At 62.1% G+C, this 22,219-nt stretch carries 17 protein-coding genes, 1 tRNA gene, 1 pseudogene and 3 riboswitches; of the genes and pseudogenes, 7 read left to right on the plus strand and 12 right to left on the minus strand.

All coding sequences use genetic code 11. The features are described 5' to 3' along the window. Positions 1 to 2 precede the first annotated feature (2 nt). The 5 genes from RPMA_RS02020 to RPMA_RS02040 form a co-directional block, all read right to left on the minus strand. Positions 3 to 2,267, minus strand: coding sequence for a TonB-dependent receptor (locus RPMA_RS02020; protein WP_211911300.1), 2,265 nt, complete (start codon positions 2,265 to 2,267; stop codon positions 3 to 5). Positions 2,268 to 2,374: 107 nt separating this feature from the next. Then, a riboswitch (cobalamin riboswitch) is annotated at positions 2,375 to 2,575 on the minus strand. Between the two features lie 251 nt (positions 2,576 to 2,826). Continuing rightward, positions 2,827 to 4,854 (minus strand): TonB-dependent receptor, encoded by a 2,028-nt coding sequence (locus tag RPMA_RS02025; RefSeq protein WP_249225513.1) that lies wholly within the window; start codon positions 4,852 to 4,854, stop codon positions 2,827 to 2,829. 354 nt (positions 4,855 to 5,208) lie between these two features. Further along, positions 5,209 to 5,414, minus strand: a riboswitch (cobalamin riboswitch). Between the two features lie 86 nt (positions 5,415 to 5,500). Further along, entirely contained in the window at positions 5,501 to 6,970 is a 1,470-nt protein-coding gene (locus RPMA_RS02030; protein ID WP_211911302.1) for a DUF3526 domain-containing protein, read from the minus strand. A 1-nt stretch (position 6,971) separates the two neighbouring features. Further along, the gene (locus RPMA_RS02035; RefSeq protein ID WP_211911304.1) at positions 6,972 to 8,375 is read right to left on the minus strand and encodes an ABC transporter permease subunit; all 1,404 of its coding nucleotides are present in this window, start codon (positions 8,373 to 8,375) and stop codon (positions 6,972 to 6,974) included. Position 8,376: 1 nt separating this feature from the next. Beyond that, the gene (locus RPMA_RS02040; RefSeq protein WP_211911306.1) at positions 8,377 to 9,081 is read right to left on the minus strand and encodes an ABC transporter ATP-binding protein; all 705 of its coding nucleotides are present in this window, start codon (positions 9,079 to 9,081) and stop codon (positions 8,377 to 8,379) included. 144 nt (positions 9,082 to 9,225) lie between these two features. Continuing rightward, a riboswitch (cobalamin riboswitch) is annotated at positions 9,226 to 9,424 on the minus strand. Positions 9,425 to 9,550: 126 nt separating this feature from the next. On the opposite strand from RPMA_RS02040, the gene RPMA_RS02045 reads away from it, so the two are divergent. The 3 genes from RPMA_RS02045 (at position 9,551) to RPMA_RS02055 (ending at position 14,578) form a co-directional block, all read left to right on the plus strand. Continuing rightward, the gene (locus RPMA_RS02045) at positions 9,551 to 11,101 is read left to right on the plus strand and encodes an alkaline phosphatase D family protein (RefSeq protein WP_211911308.1); all 1,551 of its coding nucleotides are present in this window, start codon (positions 9,551 to 9,553) and stop codon (positions 11,099 to 11,101) included. A gap of 218 nt (positions 11,102 to 11,319) precedes the next feature. Further along, a complete protein-coding gene (typA, locus tag RPMA_RS02050; RefSeq protein ID WP_211911309.1) occupies positions 11,320 to 13,143 on the plus strand; it encodes a translational GTPase TypA in 1,824 nt (607 codons plus the stop codon). A 187-nt stretch (positions 13,144 to 13,330) separates the two neighbouring features. Next, positions 13,331 to 14,578 (plus strand): flavin monoamine oxidase family protein, encoded by a 1,248-nt coding sequence (locus RPMA_RS02055; protein ID WP_211911311.1) that lies wholly within the window; start codon positions 13,331 to 13,333, stop codon positions 14,576 to 14,578. A 103-nt stretch (positions 14,579 to 14,681) separates the two neighbouring features. Here RPMA_RS02055 and RPMA_RS02060 read toward each other — a convergent pair whose 3' ends face one another. Both RPMA_RS02060 and RPMA_RS02065 read right to left on the minus strand, forming a co-directional pair. After that, positions 14,682 to 15,104, minus strand: coding sequence for a thiol-disulfide oxidoreductase DCC family protein (locus RPMA_RS02060; RefSeq protein WP_211911313.1), 423 nt, complete (start codon positions 15,102 to 15,104; stop codon positions 14,682 to 14,684). Beyond that, a complete protein-coding gene (locus RPMA_RS02065; protein ID WP_211911315.1) occupies positions 15,101 to 15,565 on the minus strand; it encodes a DUF2269 family protein in 465 nt (154 codons plus the stop codon). The genes RPMA_RS02060 and RPMA_RS02065 overlap by 4 nt, the downstream gene beginning before the upstream one ends. 305 nt (positions 15,566 to 15,870) lie before the next feature. Between RPMA_RS02065 and RPMA_RS02070 the strand changes: the two genes are divergently transcribed. The 3 genes from RPMA_RS02070 to RPMA_RS02080 all read left to right on the plus strand — a co-directional run bounded on the left by RPMA_RS02070 (position 15,871) and on the right by RPMA_RS02080 (position 18,565). Beyond that, entirely contained in the window at positions 15,871 to 16,380 is a 510-nt protein-coding gene (locus RPMA_RS02070) for a GNAT family N-acetyltransferase (protein ID WP_211911316.1), read from the plus strand. Between the two features lie 132 nt (positions 16,381 to 16,512). After that, on the plus strand, positions 16,513 to 17,049 hold the full coding sequence (gene ppa, locus RPMA_RS02075) for an inorganic diphosphatase (RefSeq protein WP_211911318.1): 537 nt from the start codon (positions 16,513 to 16,515) through the stop codon (positions 17,047 to 17,049). 34 nt (positions 17,050 to 17,083) lie between these two features. Next, complete coding sequence (locus RPMA_RS02080) at positions 17,084 to 18,565, plus strand: M20 family peptidase (protein WP_211911320.1); 1,482 nt, start codon at positions 17,084 to 17,086, stop codon at positions 18,563 to 18,565. Positions 18,566 to 18,682: 117 nt separating this feature from the next. On the opposite strand, the pseudogene folD reads toward RPMA_RS02080, so the two are convergent. The 3 genes and pseudogenes from folD to RPMA_RS02095 all read right to left on the minus strand — a co-directional run bounded on the left by folD (position 18,683) and on the right by RPMA_RS02095 (position 20,197). Further along, positions 18,683 to 19,566: pseudogene (gene folD / locus RPMA_RS02085) on the minus strand (bifunctional methylenetetrahydrofolate dehydrogenase/methenyltetrahydrofolate cyclohydrolase FolD). After that, entirely contained in the window at positions 19,563 to 19,901 is a 339-nt protein-coding gene (locus RPMA_RS02090) for a DUF167 domain-containing protein (RefSeq protein WP_211911322.1), read from the minus strand. Before RPMA_RS02090 ends, folD begins: the two are co-directional and overlap by 4 nt. Before the next feature lie 5 nt (positions 19,902 to 19,906). Then, complete coding sequence (locus RPMA_RS02095) at positions 19,907 to 20,197, minus strand: YggT family protein (protein ID WP_211911324.1); 291 nt, start codon at positions 20,195 to 20,197, stop codon at positions 19,907 to 19,909. A 206-nt stretch (positions 20,198 to 20,403) separates the two neighbouring features. On the opposite strand from RPMA_RS02095, the gene RPMA_RS02100 reads away from it, so the two are divergent. After that, positions 20,404 to 20,479: transfer RNA gene (locus tag RPMA_RS02100), tRNA-Ala, on the plus strand. Positions 20,480 to 20,602: 123 nt separating this feature from the next. On the opposite strand, the gene RPMA_RS02105 is transcribed toward RPMA_RS02100, so the two are convergent. Further along, on the minus strand, positions 20,603 to 21,391 hold the full coding sequence (locus RPMA_RS02105; protein ID WP_211911325.1) for an SDR family NAD(P)-dependent oxidoreductase: 789 nt from the start codon (positions 21,389 to 21,391) through the stop codon (positions 20,603 to 20,605). Positions 21,392 to 21,631: 240 nt separating this feature from the next. Beyond that, complete coding sequence (locus RPMA_RS02110) at positions 21,632 to 22,111, minus strand: tellurite resistance TerB family protein (protein ID WP_211911326.1); 480 nt, start codon at positions 22,109 to 22,111, stop codon at positions 21,632 to 21,634. Positions 22,112 to 22,219 lie beyond the last annotated feature (108 nt).

The following is a 22,219-nucleotide window of genomic DNA, read 5'->3' on the forward strand; positions in this document are numbered from 1 at the left end:
CGTCAGAACTTCACGTTCACAGCCAATTGCGCCGTGCGTGGCATGCCGAGGATCCACTGATTGTCGCTGTAGCTCGACGTCGCATAGATCTTGTCGAAGATGTTCCACACGCGCAGTGACACGGTCGTGTTGACATCCGGCTTCCATTGCAGGCCCGCACTGACCAGCGTGTAAGCCGGCATTTCCAGCGTATTGGCGCTGTCCGCATAGGTCTTGCCGACGATCTGCACGCCGGCATTGGCCGACCAGTTCGGTGCGAAGCCCCATGTCGCCCAGATATTCGAGACGTTCTGCGGGACGTTGAACGGGACATTGCCGGTGAAGTTCACGCCGCTATCCTGCTGGAAGTCGTCATACTTGGCGCGCAGGAAAGCGGTGTTGGCGTCGATGCGCCAGCCGTAATCCAGAACGAGGCCGATCGAGGCCTCGACGCCACGCGAAGATTGCTGGCCGACCTGCTGGACGACACCGCCGCTGCCGGGAATGACGGACAGAAGATTGTTCTTCACGATCTCATAGCCGGCGAGGGTCCATTCGCCGCGGCCGCCCCAGAAGGACTGCTTGACGCCGATCTCGGCCTGCCGGCCGGTGGCGAGATCGAATTTGGAATTGGCATTGCTCGCCGAGATCAGGCCGCCCACCGTGTCCGCGGCCGTCGAATACTGGCCGTAAAAAGCGAGGTTCTGGATCGGCGTATAGACGACGCCGGCGCGCCAGCTCGTCGCCGAGTAATCCCGTGTGTAGCTGTTGGCGGGATTTCGGAAGTCGGTACGGGTCACGCTCGGCTGGTCCTGCCGCACGCCGGCGATCAGCGCCAGCTGCTCGGTGACGGCGAGGCGGTTTTCGGCAAAGAACGCATATTGATTGGTGGTCGCGTTGTAGCCGGGGCGCGTGATGTCCGGGCTCTCGAACAGGCCGGGATTGAAGTTATAGGGATCGACCGACGAGAAGCCTCCGAAGGGCGAATTGCTGGTGTGCTTGAAGTCGATGCGGTTGACGTCGAAGCCGGCCACGAAGGTGTTCACCATGCCGAACAGGTGGCCGGTGAAGGTGGCGTCCATGCGGTCGCCGACTTGCTGCTGCTGGTGGAAGATTTCCAGATAGTCGCTGCGGTCGATCTGACCGGTGCCGGGATTGAAGCCGTAGATCTCGACCTCCTTCCAGTGGCGCTTCGCATACATGTAATAGAGCGTGTTGCGCAGCGTGATGCCGTCGGCCACCTGCCATTCGGTCTTCACCTGGCTCCAGCTGTCCTGGTAGCGGATGGTGCTGTCGCTGACATTGTAGTTCTTGAAGCGGGTCGCCGGATCGAGCTGGCCGTTGATCAGCGGCGTGCCGAAATATTTCGACGGATGCCGGTCGCCATAGTCGGTGGACAGCGTCCAGGTGACGTCCTCGTTCTGCTTGATCTGTACGGCGGCATGCAGCGCGATGTTCGACTGGTTGTCGCGATCAATCCAGCCGTCGCTGGCATTGCCGGTGACGGCGATGCGATAGGCGACGTCCTTGTTGATCGGCCCGCCGCTATCGAGCGCGATGCGGCGTGTCATGTTGGTGTCGATGGAGAGTTCGGCCTGGTTGCGCGGAATCCAGAGCGGCAGTTTCGAGACCACATTGACGGCGCCGCCAATGGCGCCTTCGCCATACATCACCGAGGCCGGGCCACGCAGCACTTCGATCTTCTCGGCGGTCCAGGTATCGAACGGGAAATTGACGGTACCCGCGCCGACATAGAGGCGGGTGCCATCATAGAGAGAAGTGACGGAGCCGCTGCCGGCGAAGCCGCGGGTCGAGAAGGCGATGCCGCCATTGCCGGGTTCGCCGATGGCGGTGAAGCCGGTGGCATTCTGGGTCACGGCATCAACGACATTCAGTTGGCCGCGCTCGGCCATGGTCTCCGCCGAAATCACTTCAACACTGGCCGGCGTCTGCAGGCGCGTCAGGCCGAGGCGGCTGCCGGTGGACGTGGTGCCGGTGAGATTGAGCGTCGGTGCTGCGAAGACCGGGCTAGTTGGCGTCGCAACCGGCGGAGCAGTCGTCGCGGCGACATTGCGCTGCTGGCGCGAGCGTACATTGCGCGCGGCGTTGCCGGTTGCGGCACGGCGGGCGCGTGGCTGCGTGGCCGACGGCTGCACGACGACAGGATCGAGCGTCTGACTGCGTTGTGCTGTCTGCGTCCAGCCTTCAGTGGGCCAGAGCAGGCAGGACAGCGCGACGGAGGAGAGGAGCAGGTGGCATCGTCTGGATGCGGAAGGATGGAACGACATCGGCTTGAGACTCGCGATAACGTGGCACGTCACCGCAAACAAAGCCGCCCGTGGTCCTCAGACCGATGATGCGACTTCCACCAGGACACCCCGCCCAATGTGCTCGCGTGTGACCACGACTGACGGCAGGTCTCCTGGCTCGCGGGTCGGTGCCTGTCACCGCCTTCCCAGGCTAGGGGCCCAGTGGCATGTGGCGAAGGCTCGCCGCTTACAGTTGCGGGGGCAGCCGCGGAATCGGCTCTATCAACAAAGAGCCTCACCGCATTCCCTTTTGGTCCCCGGAAGGAACCGTCGCGATCACGTTAGGGTGAAAATCTGGAATGAGTCAATTCGCAGACGAGTGGTATGGTGAGTTGTTGTCGCGGTGTTGAAACGGCGCATCACTCCCACTGCGGGACAACTCGCACTGTCATCGCCCGGCCGTGCGCGCAATTGCGCGCTAGGACCGGGCGATCCAGTAGACACGGATTTTCGTGATGGAGCTTTCGCGACAGCGTGTACTGGATCCCCGCTCCGTGCACGCCTTCGGCGTGCTAGGCGGGGATGACAGCTGGCGCGATCAGAACTTCACATTCACCGCAAGCTGCGCCGTGCGCGGCATGCCGAGCACCCACTGATTGGTGCCGCCGGAGACGGCGTAGATCTCGTCGAACAGGTTGTAGACGCGCAGCGAGACGGTGGTGTTCGTATCGGGCTTCCACTGCACGCCCGCATTGACGACATTGTAAGTCGGGCGCGCCAGCGTGTTGGCCGCATCGGCATAGGTCTTGCCGACGATCTGGATACCGGCATTGGCCGACCAGTTCGGTGCAAAGTCCCATGTCGCCCAGATATTGGAGACATTCAGCGGCACGTTCTGCGGGACATTGCCAGCAAAATTGACGCCGCTAGGCTGTCTGAACTCATCATACTGCGCCTGCAGGAAGGTTGTGTTGGCATCGATCCGCCAGCCGTAATCCAGCAGCATGCCGACTGACGCCTCGACGCCGCGCGACGACTGCTGACCGACCTGCATGATGATGTTCACATTATTCGGATCGCGTGCGACAAGGTCTTTCTTGACGATCTCGTAGCCCGCCAGCGTCCATTCGAAGCGGCCGCCGAGCAGCGACTGCTTGACGCCGGCTTCGATCTGCCGGCCGGTCGTGAGATTGTAGTTCGCATTCGCTGCATCGAGCGCGAGCAGGCCACTCGTGACGGGGTCCACCGCGGTGGCGTACTGGGCGTAGAATGCGAGATCCTTGATCGGTGTGTAGACGGCTCCGGCGCGCCACGTCGTGTTGGAGAAAGATTTTACGAGACTGTTCGCCGGATTGATGAAGTCCGTGCGCGTGACGGTCGGCTCGTCCTGACGAATCCCGGCGATCAATGACAGCTGCTCTGTGAGGTCCAGCTTGTTCTCGGCGAAAAGCGAATACTGGTTAGTGATGCTGCGATAGTCGAGAATGGTGGGCTGTGTGCTAAAGAAACTTCCCGGGATCGGATCGTAGAGAGACACGGTCGAGGTGCCGGTATTTCCCACACGGAAATTGGCGTCACGACCGAACTTGATGTGGTTCACATCGAAGCCGGCAACGAACTGATTGGTCAATCCGAACAAATGCCCACGGAAGGTGGCATCCATGCGGTTGCCGATCTGCTGCTGGGCTTGGTAAATCTCGGTATTGCCGTTGTTGCGGGTGACGAGGCCGGTCACCGGATTGGCGACGTAGCTTTCCGCGTTTCGCCAGTGACGATGGACATCCATGTAGTACAACACGTTGCGCACAGATACGCCGTCGGTCACGTTCCATTCGGTGCGGATCTGGTTCAGGTTGTCCTTGTAGTGAACGATGCCGTCGCTGAAATTGTAGTTATTGAAACGGGTGGAATCGAGAATGCGTCCATTGACCAGGGGTGTTCCCCAATAGCGCTGCGGCTGTACGTCGGCATAGTCGCTGAGGAAGGTCCAGGTGACGTCCTCGTTCTGCTTCACCTGGATGGCAGCATGCACGGAGACATTTGAATTGTTGCCGCGATCGACCCAGCCGTCGGAGAGATTGCCTGTGGCAGTGATGCGATAGGCGACGTTTTCGCTCACCGGGCCGCCGCTATCGACCGCGATACGCTTGGTCATGTTGGTGTCGAACGAAATCGCGGCCTGGTTGGTGGGTATCCAGGTCGGCAGTTTCGACACCACATTGATGGCGCCGCCGATGGCGCCGGATCCGTACAGCACAGAGGCCGGCCCACGCAGCACCTCGATGCGCTCTGCGGACCACGTGTCATAGGGGAAAGTCGCTGTTCCCTGGCCGACATAGAGTTGGGTGCCGTCATAGATCGTCATGACGGAACTGGAGCCGGTGAAGCCACGTGCGCTGAAAGCGAGGCCGCCATTGCCAAGCGAAGGATTGGCGGTGATGCCGACCGCATTCTGCGTCACGGCGTCATTGATGTTCTGCTGGCCGCGCTCCGACATGGTCTGCGCGGAGATGACATCGACGCTGGCGGGGGTCTGCAGGCGGGTGAGGCCGAGACGGCTGCCGGTCGGCGCGGTGCCGGTGAGATTCAGCGTCGGTGCGGCGAAAGCAGGGCCGGTCGGCGTCACAACGGGCGCTGCCGTGGTCGCAGCGGCATTGCGTTGCGGACGCGCCGCGCGGCTTGCATTGCCGGTGGTGGCGCGGCGTGCGCGCTGCGGCTGGGGGATGGCTGGACGACAACAGGATCGAGCGTCTGGCTCGGCTTTGCATCCTGCGCGGTGCCTTCGGCGGACCACATGAGGCACGGCAGTGCGACGGTGCAGAGGAGAAACTGGCGCCGGAACGACGCGGCGGAGGAAACGGAGGTCATTTGCAAAAAAGGACTCGCGATAACGTGGCACGTCACCGCAAACCAAGCCGCTCTGCACCCGCTGACGAACGCAACTCGACTTCCATCAGGACACCCCGCCCAATGTGCTCGCGTGTGACCACGACTGACGGCAGGTCTCCTGGCTCGCGGGTCATTGCCTTGCGCCGCCTTCCCGGATCGAAATCCAGTGGCTCTTGGCGCAGGCTCGCCGCTTACAGTTGCGGGGGCAGCCGCGGAATCGGTTCGCGCAACAAGCGTTGCGCGGGCCTCACCGCATTCCCTATTGGTCCCGAAGGAACCGTCATGCTCACGTTTGGGTGATGTTGACGAATGTGTCAACGCACGCGCGGATCGATGGCGCCTTTATGGCCATTGGTGTGTGGATCATGCACCACTCGCTCGCGTTACACGATCTGGCCATGGCGTAGTCTGCGCATCGCAAAGATTGCGATAATGAAGCTCACAAGCAGCAGTAGCGCCGCGCGGGACGCGATGCGCCACGCGGTTGTCGTGGTCGCTGTCTCCTGCCGCTGCCACACTGGCAGCGCAGTCATCTCGGCACGCGTCGTCGCGCGGTCTGTTGCGATCTTCGGCGCGAAGAATGCGCGCCAGCCGTTGTGGAAGGCTTCCGTCTGGTTCTTGAAAGCGACGAAACGGCGGGAATCGTTACCCGCTACGAGATTCAGCGCCTCATTGACCAGGATCGCGGGTGACAGGAAGCCAATCAGATCCACCAGTTTCTGCTGTTCCAGCAATTGATGGTCGAACTGATTCAACAACGGCTCAACCTGTGCGTCGACGCGTTGCTTGGCCAGGAAGAAAGCGCGCATGCGGGGCGGGACCTCAATGCGACCGTCCTTCACTGCCAAGGTCTCGGGATCCGAGGCATAGCGATAGTCCGTGCTGTACATGTCTTCATACTCGCGCAGCGCATCGGCGGTCACCACGCGTGTGCGACTGGCAAGCTCGGTGCGCGACGGCGCCGGGCTGATGGCGCCGACGACGAGATTCATCACGATGGGCAGGATGAGGACGAGGAACGTCCAGCCGGAGATCAGGATCAATGCGTTCGACGAGGACGCACGGCCGAATGCATTGACCAGTGCTGCCAGCGCGAACCAGAACAACGTATAGCCGGCGACCACCAGCGCCCACAGCGCCATGAACAGCAGCGAATCCATGCTGCGCGTTTCCGGAAACAGCGACAGCAGCACGAGCGGCGGTAGCGGCAGTATCACGGCCAGGAAGACGAGATAACGTGCGCTCGCTTTGGCGGCGATCAGCGTCGTCAGTGCCATCGGCTGCGCGAACAGCATCCGCAGCGTGCCCTGTTCGCGCTCGGCGGACAGCATGTTGAAGGACAGGCCGATCACCAGCAGCGGCAGTACGAAAGTGATGACGAAAGAGAGATCGAAATGTCCGCTGAGCAGATTCCAGGGATTCTCGATCTCGGTGTCGTACATGAACTGGACCTTGCTCAGATACGAGATGCGATAATAGTTCGGCACCATGTCGGATTGACCGATCGCCAGCGCCGCCAGCGGCAGATTCGGCAGTGTGGTGTGGCGGCCGGCGAGGCCGCCCGCGAGCGCCGCCGGATTGGCGGGGTTGCCGAACGGGACCAGCGCCTGCTTGCCGTCGAGCACGGATTGCAGCGTCTTTTCGTTGGCCGCTTGTCGCTTGGCGCTGTGTTCGATGACCTCGGCGATCATCGCGCTGCGCTGCTTGGCCTGGGTGATGCCGACGAACAGGCCGCCCAGCACCATCGCCGCGAGCAGGATGGCAACGATCGGCAACGTGCGGTCGCGGGTGAGGATGGTCAGCTCATGCCGGAAGATGAGCTGGAACGTGGATGTATGCTTCATCTGCGACATGTCAGGCCATCCGCTTCAGGCTGCGAGAGACGGCGATGGAAGCGAGCGTCGCGGCAGCGGCGAACATCGCGGCCAGCAGCAAAAGGTCGGGCCAGTAGCGGCGGGCTGCAAAGCCGATCGTCGGCAGCTGATATTTGAATTCCGGCACGGTGGCCCAGAGTTTTGAGCCGGCCTTGTAGCTGAAATGAGCGTTGCCGAGCGTGTCGGCATGGGCGACGAGATCGTCGCTGACAATCTCCTGGATCTTGCGGCGTTGCAGTTCTGCGGCGGTGGAGAAATCGCGGTGCTGCGCGAAATCGGTTCCGGCTAGGCCCATGGAAAAACCGCGCAGCGTGATGACGGGAGCGACGAGGCCGATCCATTGCTGGAAGCGCTGCTGGCGCTCGAACGTGTCCCACAATTTGCCGAAGGTCTGGTCGAGCACGCCATAGCCTGCATGGTCATCGACCTTGAGCGCTGCGCCCCATTTGCTGAGCGGCAGAGACGGATCCCATTGCTCCTTGACGCCGAAACTCGATTTCCAGGCCTCGCCTGCGGCTTCGGAGATGTCGTGCGACAAGTGATTGTTGAAATCGAGCCGCGACGGCGTGGGATCGATCACATTGGCAATTTCCGATGCAGTGCGCGGGGCGATCAATGTCGCTGCGACCCAGAAGCCAAGCAAGAGCACGACGGCAGCGCGCGACGAGCGCACCATGGCGGAGACCGCGATGGTGAGGAAGACGAAGAAGCCGAGATAGAGCCCATAGCCCGCAATCAGCCAGAGCATGCGATAGACCACATCGAGCCGCTCGGCGGAGGGCAGGCTGATGGTGGCGACGACCGAGAACACCAGCCAGACCGGAATCACCAGCGCGCAAGCGCAGGCGGCGAGCGCGAGCGCCTTGCCGAGTAGCAATTGCCGCGCGGGCACGCCGATGCTCAGCAATTGCCGCAGCGTGCCGCGTTCGCGCTCGCCGCTGATGGCGCCGAAGCCGATCACGATGATCAGCAGTGGCACCAGTACCTGCACAATCCATGCAGGCGAGAGCTGGCCGAAACGCTGCAGCCCGGTGGCATCCTGCGCCGGCCGGAATTTCAACTCGCTCTGGCGGTGCGCCTGCAGCCAGACGGTGGAGCCGACAAAGGGCTCGATGCCGGGATCGAGCACCGCCAGCGGCGGCTCCGGCTTGAACACATGCATGCCCTGTTCGGCGGCATCATGCGGATGCCGCTCGCCCTGTTGCAGCCAAGCCTGATAATCCAGCGCCTGGCCGGCAGCGCGCTCGTGATTGATCTGCGATTGCCGGATCGATCCCGACGCCAGTGCGACGATGGAGAGCAGGATGATGAGCGCCGCAGCCCACAGCATGCGGCCGTCGCGGATGATCTCGCGCAGATCCTTGAGGGCGATGGTGCGGATCACGTCAGGCTTTCATATGTTCGAGATAGAGGGCCTGCAGATCCGCGTGGCTGACATCGGCGCTGTTCAGTTCCTGCACGAGCTTGCCTCGGCGCATGATGCCGATACGGGTGCCGGTCTGTTTGGCGTGGAAGAGGTCGTGGGTCGTCGTCAGGATGGCCACGCCATTGCGGCTGGCATTGACCAGCAATTCGGAAAACTCGTTGGCGGCGGACGGATCGAGGCCCGATGTCGGCTCGTCCAGCAGCAATGCCTTGGCGTTCTTCGCCAGCGCGATGGCGATGCCGACTTTCTGGCGCATGCCTTTCGAATAGGTGCCGACGCGATCGTCGGCCGCTTGCAGCGGCAGGCCGGCGGCCTGCAGGAGTTCGAGCAGGCGTTCGCGGGGTAATTCCTCACCGATGGCAAGGGTCGCAAAGAAAGCGAGATTCTCGACGCCGGACAGCTGCGGATAGAGATTGACCTGTTCGGGGATGTAAGCGAGCAGCCGCTTGGTCTCAAACGGCTCTGCGGCGACATCGCGCTTGTTAATCAGCAGGCGACCTGCTGTCGGCTGAATGAAATTCAGAAACAGATTGATCAGCGTGGTCTTGCCAGCGCCATTGGCGCCGAGCAGGCAATAGATATCGCCGGGCTGTACGTTGAGCGAGACATCGTCGAGTGCGCATTTGGCACCGAACTGCTTCTTGACGGTGATGGCCTCAAGCATGGGGCGCCGTGCTGAAGCTGGACAGGAAGGAGATCATCCGAAGGACTCGCGATAACGATGCACGTCACCGCAAACCAAACCGTTTTGCCATTCGAAGCGAAGGCAATTCGGCTTCCATCAGGACACCCCGCCCAATGTGCTCGCGTGTGACCACGACTGACGGCAGGTCTCCTGGCTCGCGGGTCAATGCCTTGCGTCGCCTTCCCGGACGGAAATCCAGTGGCATGTGGCGCAGGCTCGCCGCTTACAGTTGCGGGGGCAGCCGCGGAATCGGATCGTCGGAAGAACGAGCCTCACCGCATTCCCTTTTGGTCCGTTAGGAACCGTCGCCGCCACGTTTCTGTGAAATGGCAGAGCGAGTCAATGCCGCGAGTCTGCCATAGTGCGGACGCTGCGGCAGCCTGTCACAGCGTCGTCGCGCGAGATGCTTACAGCCTCTGCGTCACCATCGCGATCCCAGGAGAGCACAATGGCCATCCGCGTGTCCCGTCGCCGCTTTCTCACCACGGCTGCCGCTGGCGCCGGCGTGTTGGCGATGCCCTCGCTCAGCCGTGCGGCGGATCGGCCGGTGGTGTCGCATGGCGTGCAGTCCGGTGATATCGGGCTCGATAGCGGCATGATCTGGTCGCGGGCGGATCGCCCTGCGCAGATGCTGGTGGAAGTGGCGACCACCGATTCCTTCAAGCATGCACGTGCTCTGCCGCCGGTGAATGTGCTGCCGGAGAGTGATTTCACCGCAAAGCTGCTGCTGGAAAATCTGCCTTCGGGGCAGGACATCTTCTACCGCGTGCGCTTCCGCGATCTCGCGCATACGAGCGTGGTCGGCGAGCCCGTCAACGGACGCTTCCGCACCGCGCCGGCGGATCGGCGCGATGTGTCTTTCGTCTGGGGCGGCGACGTCGCCGGGCAGGGCTGGGGCATCAATGCCGATGACGGTGGCATGGTCACCTTCGCCACCATGCGCAAGCACAATCCGGATTTCCTCCTGCATAATGGCGATACGATCTATGCCGACGGGCCGATGGTCGCCGAAGTAAAGCTTCCGGATGGGGCGCTCTGGAAGAACACCACGTTGGTGCCGGAGAAAGCAAAAGTCGCCGAGACGCTCGATGAATTCCGTGCGGCGCATAAATACAATCTGCTCGACGACAATGTGCGCGCCTTCAATGCTGATGTGCCGATCTTCGGCCAGTGGGACGATCACGAGGTCACCAACAATTGGTCGGCCTCGAAGCAATTGCCGGCCGCCTACAAGGAGCGCGATATCGGCGTGCTCGCCGCGCGTGGGGCGCGGGCGTTTCACGAGATGTATCCTGTGCGGATCAATCCGGCCGAACCCGGCCGCGTCTATCGCACCCTGAACTACGGCCCGCATCTCGATGTCTTCATGCTGGACGAGCGCAGCTATCGCAGCCCGAACGGGCCGAACACCCAGACGAGCTACGGCCCTGAGGCGTATTTCATCGGCCCGGAGCAACTGGCCTGGCTGAAGCGCGCTTTGCTGGAATCCCGCGCCACCTGGAAGGTGATCGCCTCCGACATGCCGATCGGCCTGCTGGTCTATGACAACGCAGCCACGAAATCGGGCTCCGAGGCGATTGCTCAGGGCGATGGTCCGGCGCTCGGGCGCGAGCTGGAGATCGCCGACCTGCTCCGCTTCATCAAGGTGGCCGGCATCCGCAATACAGTGTGGTTTACCGCCGATGTTCACTACACGGCGGCCCATTACTACAACCCGGACAAGGCCCAGTTCCAGGATTTCGAGCCGTTCTGGGAGTTTGTCTCCGGCCCGTTCCATGCCGGTACCTTCGGCCCGGCCGGGCTGGACAACACCTTCGGCCCCGAAGTCCGCTTCGTGAAAGCGCCGGGCAAAGGGAAGCAGAACCTGCCGCCCTCGGCCGGTATGCAGTTCTTCGGTCACGTAAAGATCGAGGGGGCAACCGGCCAGATGACCGTAACGCTCCGGGATCGGGCCGATACGGCCCTTTGGAGCACCGTTCTGGACCCCAAAATGGGCTGATTTGCCGGGCAGATTCACGTTGTTTTTGGAGGATTCCTGACTATATTGCGCCGCAACGCGCCCGAGTACCCGGCTTTTTCTCCAAGGCCGGGTTTGCTTTTGCAGGGATTGCCCCAGCGCGTTTTCAGGCAGGACAGAGTTGGTCGCGCATGGAGCGCAGGTCCAGCCTCTTGCAGAACCCGCTCAGGGCATCCGTTCGTCGAACCAGAAGAAGACACATGAAACTGCGCAACATCGCCATCATCGCACACGTCGACCACGGCAAGACAACGCTCGTCGACAAGCTCCTGCAGCAGTCGGGCACCTTCCGCGACAATCAGCGCGTCCAGGAACGCGCGATGGATAGCAACGATCTCGAAAAAGAACGCGGCATCACCATTCTCGCCAAGTGTACGTCGGTGCTGTGGGAAGATACCCAGATCAACATCGTCGACACCCCAGGCCACGCCGACTTCGGCGGCGAAGTCGAACGCATCCTGTCGATGGTCGATGGCGTCATCGTTCTCGTCGACGCCGCTGAAGGTCCGATGCCGCAGACCAAGTTCGTGGTCGGCAAGGCACTCAAGCTCGGTCTCCGCCCGATCGTCGCCATCAACAAGGTCGATCGTCAGGACGCCCGCATCGACGAAGTCGTCAATGAAGTGTTCGACCTGTTCGCAGCGCTCGACGCGACCGACGAGCAGCTCGACTTCCCGATCCTGTACGGGTCGGGCCGCAATGGCTGGATGGCCAACAGCCCGGATGCCTCGCACGATGTCGGCATGAAGGCGTTGTTCGAGCTGGTGCTCAAGCATGTGCCGGCACCGGTTGTCGAAGAAGGTCCGTTCCGCCTGCTCGGCACCATTCTCGAAGCGAATAACTTTTTGGGCCGCATCATCACCGGCCGCATCGCCTCGGGCTCGGTGAAGCCGAACCAGACCTTCAAGGTTCTGTCGCGCGACGGCAAGACCGTCGAAACCGGCCGTATCTCGAAGATCCTTGCCTTCCGCGGCCTCGAGCGCCAGCCGGTGGATTTCGCCGAAGCCGGCGACATCGTCGCCATCGCGGGCATGACCAAGGGCACCGTGGCCGACACCTTCTGCGATCCCACGGTCGAAACTCCGATCCAGGCGCAGGCGATCGATCCGCCGACCGTGTCGATGTCCTTCATCGTCAACAACTCGCCGCTCGCCGGCACCGAGGGCGACAAGGTCACCAGCCGCCTGATCCGCGACCGTCTGCTGCGCGAAGCGGAAGGCAATGTCGCGCTCAAGGTGGTCGAGGCCGCTGACAAGGACGCGATGGAAGTCTCGGGCCGCGGCGAATTGCAGCTCGCGATCCTGATCGAAAACATGCGCCGTGAAGGTTTTGAGCTCTCGGTGTCGCGGCCGCGCGTGGTGCTCACCAAGGATGAGAACGGCAACACGCTGGAGCCGATCGAGGAAGTCGTGATCGACGTCGATGACGAGTTTTCGGGCGTCGTCGTGCAGAAGATGAGCGAGCGCAAGGCCGAGATGATGGAGATGCGTCCGTCGGGCGGCAATCGCCTGCGTCTCGTGTTCCACGCGCCGACCCGCGGCCTGATCGGTTATCAGGGCGAGTTGATGACCGACACCAAGGGCACGGCGATCATGAACCGCCTGTTCCACGATTACCTGCCCTATAAGGGCGAGATCGCCGGCCGCCGCAATGGCGTGCTGATCTCGAACGACCAGGGCGAAGCGGTGGCTTACGCCATGTTCAAGCTGGAAGATCGCGGTCCGATGATGATCGAGCCGGGCTGGAAGGTCTATCGCGGCATGATCATCGGCGAGCACACCCGCGAGAACGATCTCGAACTCAACGTTCTCAAGGGCAAGCAGCTCACCAACATCCGCACCACGTCGAAGGACGAAGCGGTGCGCCTGACCCCGCCGATCCGCATGACGCTGGAAAAGGCGCTGGCTTACATCGAGAGCGACGAACTGGTGGAAATCACCCCGAAGTCGATCCGCCTGCGCAAGAAGCACCTCGATCCGAACGATCGCAAGCGCGCGGAAAAGAGCAAGGAAGCGATCGCCTAAGCGGCGGCGTTTCTCTTCACTGTTGCGAAATGCCCGGCGCGAGCCGGGCATTTTTGTTTGGGGGCCGTAGCCCGGATGGAGCGTAGCGTAATCCGGGATTCAGACGTGCCACATATCGCCGGTCCCCGGATTGCGCTGCGCTCCATCCGGGCTACGATGATCACGACAATCCGGAATGAATGATTCCATGACCGCCTCTCTTCCCTCGTCCGTCGATGTCGCCATCATCGGCGCCGGCGCCGCCGGCCTCGGTGCCGCACGCACGCTTGAGAATTCCGGCCTCTCGGTGATCGTGCTCGAAGCCCGCGACCGCATCGGTGGCCGCGCCCATACGATCATGGCGGCGCCAGGCATTCCGTTCGATCTCGGCTGCGAATGGCTGCACTCTGCCGACAAGAACGATTTCGTCGACATCGCAAAGCAGCTCGGCTTCAAGGTCGACAAGAACCGCCCGCCCTGGCGCGAGCAGACTTACGATGCAGTCTTCTCGAAAGCGCAGCGCCAGGAATTCTTCGCTGCGATGGATGCGTTCTACGACCGCGCCGAAGAGGCCGCGGAGAATGACGATGATGCGCCGGCTGCGACATGTCTCGAGCCCGGCAATCCGTGGAATCCCATGATCGATGCGGTCTCCACTTACATCAACGGTTTCGAGCTCAAGGACGTGTCGCTGCACGACATGGATTCCTACGAGGACACCGAGGTGAACTGGCGTCTGCCCGATGGCTACGGCACGCTGATTGCCGCTTATGGCGCGCCATGTCCGGTGGCGCTGAATACGGAAGTGACGGTCATCGATCACTCCGGCGCGCGGGTGAAGATCGAAACCTCGCGCGGCACCGTGAGCGCGGCGAAGGTGGTCATCTGCGTGCCCACCAATCTTCTCGCCAATGAAAACATCCGCTTCCACCCGCCGCTGCCGGAGAAAGTCGAAGCTGCCGCCGGCTTGCCGCTTGGCGCCGACAACAAGGTGATGCTGGCGCTGGACGATGCCGAGAAATGGCCGGCCGATGTCGGCTTGCGCGGTTCGTCGATCGCCACCGGCATCGGCAGTTTCCATCTGCGTCCTTCCGGTCGGCCCTGCATTGCGGGCTTCTTCGGCGGTACCTTTGCACGCGAGATGGAAGATGCGGGCGAGGGCGCACTGGCCGCGCAGAGCATCGAGGAAATCGTAAAGCTGCTCGGCTCGGATATCCGCAGCAAGCTCACGCCGCTCGCCGAGAGCCGCTGGTGCCACGATCGTTTCGCGCAGGGCGCCTATTCGGCGGCGAAGCCCGGTCATGCGGAGTCGCGCGCAGTGCTGGCCGCGCCGGTGAATGGCCGTCTCTTCTTTGCGGGCGAGGCCACCTCCCCGAATTTCTTCTCGACAGCGCATGGCGCGCGGGAGAGTGGCGAGCGTGCGGCGAAGGAAGTGATGGCAAGTGCCAAACGATAAAGCCGTCATTGCGAGAAGCCTCTTTGCGACGAAGCAATCCAGTCTTCGCTTGCGGCTCTCTGGATTGCTTCGTCGCTTCGCTCCTCGCAATGACGGCTGAGAGTTACTCGATCACCCGATCGCGTAGCGATGCATCCGGCACCATGCAGGCATCGCTGCGACCGAAGATGCGGTAGCGATTGTTTGCGATGAGACTGTAGACAGGATCACGCAGTGCCGCGGGCACGACCAGCAACACGCGCACCCAGCTCCATCGCGGCAACAGCGAAAGTGTCGTCAGCGCTCCGTCCGATTTAAAGTGTGCGATGCCACCATGGATCACCGCATTGGTGTCGGGGTTGTTCGGGTCAATCCCGAATTGGTGCGCAAGCCTTGAGCCATAATCCGACTGGATCGGCGTGAAGCGAAAGCGTTTTGCCACATCGCGCTTCGCGACGAACATGATCCAGCTCGAGCAGAAGATGCAGACGCCGTCATAGAGAATGATGTCGTCGTCGGGCCAAGGAGTGGTCTGGTCAGCGGTCATGGCTTGGCGATCATCAGCCACAGCGTAGCCAGCATCGCGCCAAAACCCAGCGTGCCGAGCACGAGCGAGCGGCGAAACAAGGCGTGATAGCGCGGCGGCGGAGGTGCGCGATCAGCCACAGCGGTCCGCGTGATGGTGCGAATTTCGATCTGCATGAACAGCACCGGCAGCCAGAGCAGGCTGGCCAGAGCATAGAGGATCAGCGACGCAATCATCCAGGGCTCTGCGGCAGACGTGGATGACATCTCCATCAGCAGCCCGCCGGTGAACGGCTGCAGCACCATGGCCCCGCCAGTCAGCAAAGCGGTTGCGGCAAGGGAGCTGTTGGCGGTGGCTGCAATGAAAGCGCCGTCGCCAGAGCGATGGGCTTGCAACATCATAAAGGCAATGCCGCCGCCGGTGCCGAGGATGACGACGGCGCCGAGCACATGCAGGAATTTGAGAACGAAGTAGACTGTCATCGCCGGCTCAGGCTGCCAAACAAACAGGTATCCGGCTCTGCGTATCATGGCGTTGCGGCCGGGCAAGTGGTGTCGGCGCGAATCAGATCGTCGATGATGCGGCGACAACACATGCGTGTAGCGGATTCTTGCATCGCGGATTTGAAGGTATCGCGGTGGAAAACCCGATCGGCCGCTGACCCATCCCGCAACGATCTGTCTTTTTCCGGGACAGATTTTCGCGGAACTGATGCAAAAATTCCACACATTAACTGATAATTAACGATGCCCTTGAAGACGGCCGGGCGTGCTGCTTTGATCGCGTCATGAGCACAACCCTGATCGATGTTCGGCCGGCCAAGACTGCGGACGCAGTCGAAGTGGCGTCCACCCATGACGAAGCCTGGCGCGCCGCCTATCAGGGCCTGATTCCCGGTCCCGAACTGGAAAAGCTCATCAACCGCCGTGGCCCACAATGGTGGGATTCGGCGATCCGCAAGGGTAGCCGCGTTAGCGTGCTGTGCTTCGGCGACAAGGTGGCCGGTTACGCCAATTACGGCCGCAACCGTGCCCGCAGCCTGCAGTTCGAAGGCGAGATCTACGAGCTCTATCTGCGTCCGGAATTCCAGGGCCTCGGTTTCGGCCGCCGCCTGTTTGCCTCGGCCAAGCGCGATCTGGTGCAGAGCGGGCTGAAGAGCCTCGTAATCTGGGCCCTGTCGGACAATGAAGGCGCGACGGAATTCTACCGTGCTTTGGGCGGCCGCATGGTAGCCCGCTCCTCGGAACGTTTCGGCGCCAAGTCGCTCGACAAGGTGGCCTTCGCCTGGAACGCGTGAGGCCAAACTCCGCTTTCCGGTATTTCTGCTAAGTCTTTCACCAATCGCGCAATTTCGCGCGGTTTGGCGTTGAATCCGGCGTCCCGCTCCGCTACCTCTCGCGCATCTGTCACGCGAATTCCGGAGCTTTCGATGCGTCTTGACGCAATCCCGCTTGGCGCCAAGGCGCCGCATGAAGTGAATGTCGTCATCGAAGTGGCGGTCGGCGGTGAGCCGATCAAATACGAGATGGACAAGGCCTCCGGCGCGTTGTTCGTCGATCGTTTCCTCTACACGCCGATGCGCTACCCCGGAAATTACGGCTTCATCCCGCACACCCTTTCGGGTGACGGCGACCCGTGCGACGTGCTGATCGCCAACACCCGCGCCATCGTGCCCGGCGCCGTGATGGCTTGCCGTCCGGTCGGCGTGCTATTGATGGAAGACGAAGGCGGCCAGGATGAGAAGATCATCGCGGTGCCGACCTCGAAGCTCACCCAGCGCTACGACAAGGTGAAGAATTACAGCGACCTGCCGCAGATCACGCTGGACCAGATCCAGCACTTCTTCGAGCACTACAAGGACCTCGAACCCGGCAAATGGGTGAAGGTGGTGCGCTGGGCCGATGCCGCGGAAGCGCATAAGCTGATCCAGGAAGGCATCGACCGCGCGAAAGCCGAAAAGAAGTAACGGCTGATCAGCCGGCGGTGCAGGGGGACATCCGATGCGCCGCTTGCTGATTGGGTTACGCAATCTCATCCTCGTCGCGATCGCCATTGTCGTGGTGCTCGCGGCGGTGGTTCTGGTGAATACGTTCCGGCAGGGCTCGAAGCAGATCGCTGTTTCGCCGGCGCCGAAGACCGCGGTGGACGAACAGGCCGCCGCACAACGCCTCGCCGAGGCGATCCGCTTCCAGACCATCTCCAACGCGTTCAATCCCGATCAGGCGGCTGGCCCGCTGCGCGCGATGCATGCGCATCTCGCTGCGAGTTTCCCGGCCTTCCATGCTGCGACGAAGCTCGAGGTGGTTGGCAACTACAGCCTGTTGTTCATCTGGCAGGGCAGCGATCCCGCGGCGGGGCCGATCGCGCTGCTGGCGCATCAGGACGTGGTGCCGGTGGCGCCCGGCACCGAGAAGGACTGGCAATATCCGCCTTTCGACGGCGTCGTCGCCGATGGCTTTGTCTGGGGCCGAGGCTCCTGGGACGACAAGGGCAATCTCTATTCGATCTTGGAGGCTGCAGAAGCGCTGGCCAAGGCCGGCTTCCGTCCGAAGCGGACGGTCTATTTTGCCTTCGGCCATGACGAAGAGGTGTCCGGCACCCGCGGCGCGCAGGCGATGGCGGCGCTGTTGAAATCGCGCGGCGTGAAGCTCGATTTCGTGCTCGATGAAGGGCTGCTGATCACCGAAGGAATTTTGAAGGGGCTGGAGAAGCCGATGGCGCTGATCGGCGTGGCCGAGAAGGGCTATGCGACATTGGTGCTGAATGCGCGCGCGACACCCGGCCATTCCTCGATGCCGCCGCGCGAGACTGCGATCGGCATGATGAGCGCGGCACTGACGCATCTGGAAAATGCGCGGTTGCCGATGCAGATCCGCAGCACGGTGGGTGAGATGTTTACGACTATTGCGCCGGAGATGAGCGGTTTCAATCGCGTGGTGCTGACGAATCTCTGGCTGTTCAAACCGCTGCTGCTGCGCGAATTTGAAAAGAGCGGCCCCACGGAAGCGACGGTGCGCACGACCACGGCGCTCACCATCTTCAACGCCGGCGACAAGGACAATGTGTTGCCGGGCAATGCCGAAGCGGTGGTGAATTTCCGGCTGTTGCCCGGTGATACGCAGGCGAGTGTCACGGAGCATGTGCGGAAGGTGGTTGCGAATGAGAAGATCGAGATCAAGCCGTATCCGGGCAATACCGATCCGCCACCCGTGACGGGGATCGCGAGCGAGTCATATCGTGCGTTGAACACGACGATCCGTGAGGTGTTTCCCGATGCTCTGGTGGCGCCGGGGCTGATGGTGGCCGCGACGGATTCGCGGCACTATGCCGGGGTGACCGACAACATCTTCCGCTTTTCGCCGGTGCGCGCGAACTCAGAAGATCTCAAACGCTTCCACGGAACGAATGAGCGGCTCAGCATCGCGAATTACGCGGATATGATCCGGTTCTATCGGCGGCTGCTGGAGAATGTCGCGCAATAACTCTTACTGTCATTGCCCGCGAAAGCGGGCAATCCAGTATGCGGCGGGAGTTGTGATGACGCGCAGGAAGCGGTGTCTACTGGATCGCCCGCTTTCGCGGGCGATGACAGAGGGGAATTAAACCGCCGGCGGCTTCAGCCCGTTGATCGCGCAGGCCGCGCGCAGCGTATTCACCAGCAGGCACGCGACCGTCATCTGGCCGACGCCGCCCGGCACTGGCGTAATCGCACCAGCCGTTTTCAGCGCTTCCTGATAGGCGACGTCGCCCACCAGCTTCGATTTGCCATCTGCGGCCGGCAGGCGGTTGATGCCGACATCGATCACGGTCGCGCCCGGCTTGATCCAGTCGCCACGCACCATTTCGGATTTGCCGACGGCGGCGAAAACAAGATCGGCCTGCGCGGTCAGCTTCGGCAGTTCCTTCGAGCGTGAATGCGCGATGGTGACGGTGGCGTTCTCGTTGAGCAGCAATTGCACCAGCGGACGGCCGACGAGATTGGAGCGGCCGATCACGATGGCATTCATGCCTTCCAGTGATTTGTGCACGCTCTTCGCCAGGATGATGCAGCCCAGCGGCGTGCAGGGCGACAGCGCGTCCATGCCGCTGGCAAGGCGCCCGGCATTGACCGGATGCAGGCCGTCGACATCCTTGGCGGGATCGATGGCATTGATCACCGCCTGTGTATCGAGGCCCTTCGGCAGCGGCAGCTGCACGAGGATGCCATGCACCGAGGCGTCATTGTTCAGCTTCTGCACCAGCGCGATCAGATCGCTTTGCGCGACATCGGCGGGCAGCACGTGCTCGAAGGAGGCCATGCCGGCTTCCTGGGTCTGCTTGTGCTTGCTGCGCACATAGACCTCGCTGGCCGGATCGCTGCCGACCAGCACTACGGCGAGGCCGGGCGTCAGGCCGTGATCCCTTTCACCCGCGCCACTTCAGCGGCGACGCGGCTGCGGAGTTCGGCGGCGATCACTTTCCCATCGATCACGCTGGCGGTCATGCTGTGTCCTTGTCGTCAGACGGGGCGGCTGCGAGGTCGCGCAGGACGAGCCCCAGTTTCTTCGGGTCGCCATTGACGGCGATCTGTTTGATGCGGGAGGTGGCGCCCGACAGCAGCCGGACATCCCGCTTCGGTACGCCGAGCTTTTTCGCAAGCAGCTCGGTGACGGCGCGATTGGCCTCGCCGCCTTCGGCAATGGCGCGAACACGGAGTTTCAGCACCGCGCGGCCATTGGCCATGGTCTCGATCCCGTCGATGTCGTCCCGGCCGCCGCGCGGTGTCACGCGGACGGCAATGCTGATGCCATCGGCACCGTATCGCCAGGGATCCGCCAACGGCCTCAGATCACGTTCGGGTAAATGTAATAAGAGATCACCCGCTGCAGGAACATGATGATCAGGATCACGACGATCGGTGACAGATCGAGGCCGCCGAGGCTCGGCAGCATCCGGCGGATCGGCGCCAGCACCGGCTCGGTGATGCGATAGAGGAACTCGCCGACGGCGGCGATGAACTGGTTGCGGGTGTTCACCACATTGAAGGCGATCAGCCACGAGAGAATCGCGGAGGCAATCAGCAGCCAGACGTAAAGGTCCAGGACGATCAGCACGATATCGAGAACGGCGCGCATGGCGGGAGGGCTCAAAGGTTGGGTCGCGGATTGGACCTTCGGCTAAATATCGGTTCAAGCCTGCGCAAACAAGGGAAGGTTGGGCTGGAAAAGCCCGGAAAATCGCGACCTTGCGCGACTTGCCGGTCGTTCTTGACTTGCCGTTAACAGGGATTGTAAATGGCGCCCATTCCAGACCAGCGCTGCTTCGCGGCGCTGTTCTCGACGGGCCCATAGCTCAGCTGGGAGAGCGCGTCGTTCGCAATGACGAGGTCGGCGGTTCGATCCCGCCTGGGTCCACCATCCTTCGCTCGCTTCGCGAGCTACGGCTCGGCAAGCCAAACTCCATCCATCGGACGCGAAGCGAGGGAAGGATGTCGCGCTGGAGCCCGCAGGGCGAAAGCGGACGCAGTTGAAACTCTGCCCCTAACCCTGCCCCACCCTTGTCAGCTGCAACCGCGCCACCGCCCCGGCAATAAAGCTCCGCGGGAACAATCTCAGCAGCACCGGCACGATCTTGATCCCCAGCCCCGGGAACACCGTGCCCTTGTTCGCCATCAGGCTCTTGTAAGCCAGCGCCGCCACATCCTTCGGCGAGACGCCGAGAATCGCCGAATCCAGCCCCGGCTTGAACCCCGCGCGCGCCTGGAATTCCGATGGCACCGGACCGGGGCAGAGCGCGGTGACGCGCACGCCTTTGGGGCCGAGTTCCTGGCGTAGCGCTTCGGTGAAGGACAGCACATAGGCCTTGCTGGCGTAATAGACCGCCATGCCGGGACCCGGGATCAGGCCGGCGATCGAGCTCACATTGAGGATGCCGCCCTTATGTTTGATCACCTGCGGGGCGAGGCGCAGCGACAGGTCAGTGAGGGTGCGGACATTCAGATCGATCATGCGCAGCTGCGCATCGCGGTCCATATCGACGGCAAAGCCGAACATGCCGAAGCCGGCATTGTTGATCAGATACTCAACTTCGACGCCGGCGCTTTGCAGCGCGTCTTCGATCTTGGCGCAGGCATCTGGTTGTTCGAGATCGCAGGGAATGACGATGGGGGCCTGGCCGCCGGAGGCGACGATTTCGGCGGAGAGAGCGGTGAGGCGATCGGCGCGGCGCGCGACCAGTGCCAGCCGATGCTTGTTCGCGGCGAAGACGCGGGCCATCTCGGCGCCAATTCCCGCCGAAGCTCCGGTAATCAGGGTTACGCGCTCAGTCACGGAAATTCTCTGGCAAAAATGGCTCGAAGGCGAATAGTTCTAACCAACAGGCGTAATGAAGATAACATTCATGCGCAAGCGCGAATGGCTATGGGCAAGCGTTCGGCGGTCGGCATAGCGGATCGCGCAATGTGACGTATTTGTAGGGTGGGCAAAGGAGCAGAGCGACGTGCCCACATTCAAGTGCACGGCAGGGAAAGGTGGGCACGGCGCAAGGGCGCCTTTGCCCACCCTACAGGACTATGCGATGGCGTCGGTTTCGGCGGCATCTCCGGCCACGCGGCGCTTGAGTTCGACGCGATCGCGCGCGGAGACGCCGAGCAGATCGGCAGCACGCCAGACGACGTTTTCCTCGAATTCGCTGACCTTACCATCTGCGAAGACCAGCTCCCACATCATCTCCACCAGACGAATACGGCCGGGTTCGTCCACCACGCGCATGATGACGCTGGTGAAGTGATAGAGATCGACGGCTTCGCCCTCGACCAGCGTCGCTGCTTCGATCAGGCGATCGGCGGTGCCGGGATTGAGCTCAAAACGCGTTTCGATCAGGCTATGCAGCTTATCCTGCTCGATCTTAGACGGTGCGCCGTCGATTGATATCACGTGAATCAGCAACGCGGTGGCCGCGAGACGAAAGCCGGTGTCGTCGAATTTCTGATCGGCCGTGGCATCTGGGGCCACAACATCTGAAATGAATTGGCGCAATTTTTCGAGCATGAGATTTTGAACCAGATAGGCGGGGCGCGCACCATGCGACGAATGGCCCGACGCGTTGTGCTGCGGAAATGAAACGCGCACAAGTGATGACGGTTCCTCACCGCGCAA

It is taken from the genome of Tardiphaga alba, from assembly GCF_018279705.1.
Classification (GTDB): domain Bacteria; phylum Pseudomonadota; class Alphaproteobacteria; order Rhizobiales; family Xanthobacteraceae; genus Tardiphaga; species Tardiphaga alba.

Coding starts and splice junctions, on each gene's coding strand:
- RPMA_RS02020 (WP_211911300.1), bottom strand. CDS start 2,267: ATGTCGTTCCATCCTTCCGCATCCAGACGATGCCACCTGCTCCTCTCC.
- RPMA_RS02030 (WP_211911302.1), bottom strand. CDS start 6,970: ATGTCGCAGATGAAGCATACATCCACGTTCCAGCTCATCTTCCGGCAT.
- RPMA_RS02040 (WP_211911306.1), bottom strand. CDS start 9,081: ATGCTTGAGGCCATCACCGTCAAGAAGCAGTTCGGTGCCAAATGCGCA.
- RPMA_RS02045 (WP_211911308.1), top strand. CDS start 9,551: ATGGCCATCCGCGTGTCCCGTCGCCGCTTTCTCACCACGGCTGCCGCT.
- typA (WP_211911309.1), top strand. CDS start 11,320: ATGAAACTGCGCAACATCGCCATCATCGCACACGTCGACCACGGCAAG.
- RPMA_RS02055 (WP_211911311.1), top strand. CDS start 13,331: ATGACCGCCTCTCTTCCCTCGTCCGTCGATGTCGCCATCATCGGCGCC.
- RPMA_RS02060 (WP_211911313.1), bottom strand. CDS start 15,104: ATGACCGCTGACCAGACCACTCCTTGGCCCGACGACGACATCATTCTC.
- RPMA_RS02065 (WP_211911315.1), bottom strand. CDS start 15,565: ATGACAGTCTACTTCGTTCTCAAATTCCTGCATGTGCTCGGCGCCGTC.
- RPMA_RS02070 (WP_211911316.1), top strand. CDS start 15,871: ATGAGCACAACCCTGATCGATGTTCGGCCGGCCAAGACTGCGGACGCA.
- ppa (WP_211911318.1), top strand. CDS start 16,513: ATGCGTCTTGACGCAATCCCGCTTGGCGCCAAGGCGCCGCATGAAGTG.
- RPMA_RS02080 (WP_211911320.1), top strand. CDS start 17,084: ATGCGCCGCTTGCTGATTGGGTTACGCAATCTCATCCTCGTCGCGATC.
- RPMA_RS02095 (WP_211911324.1), bottom strand. CDS start 20,197: ATGCGCGCCGTTCTCGATATCGTGCTGATCGTCCTGGACCTTTACGTC.
- RPMA_RS02110 (WP_211911326.1), bottom strand. CDS start 22,111: ATGCTCGAAAAATTGCGCCAATTCATTTCAGATGTTGTGGCCCCAGAT.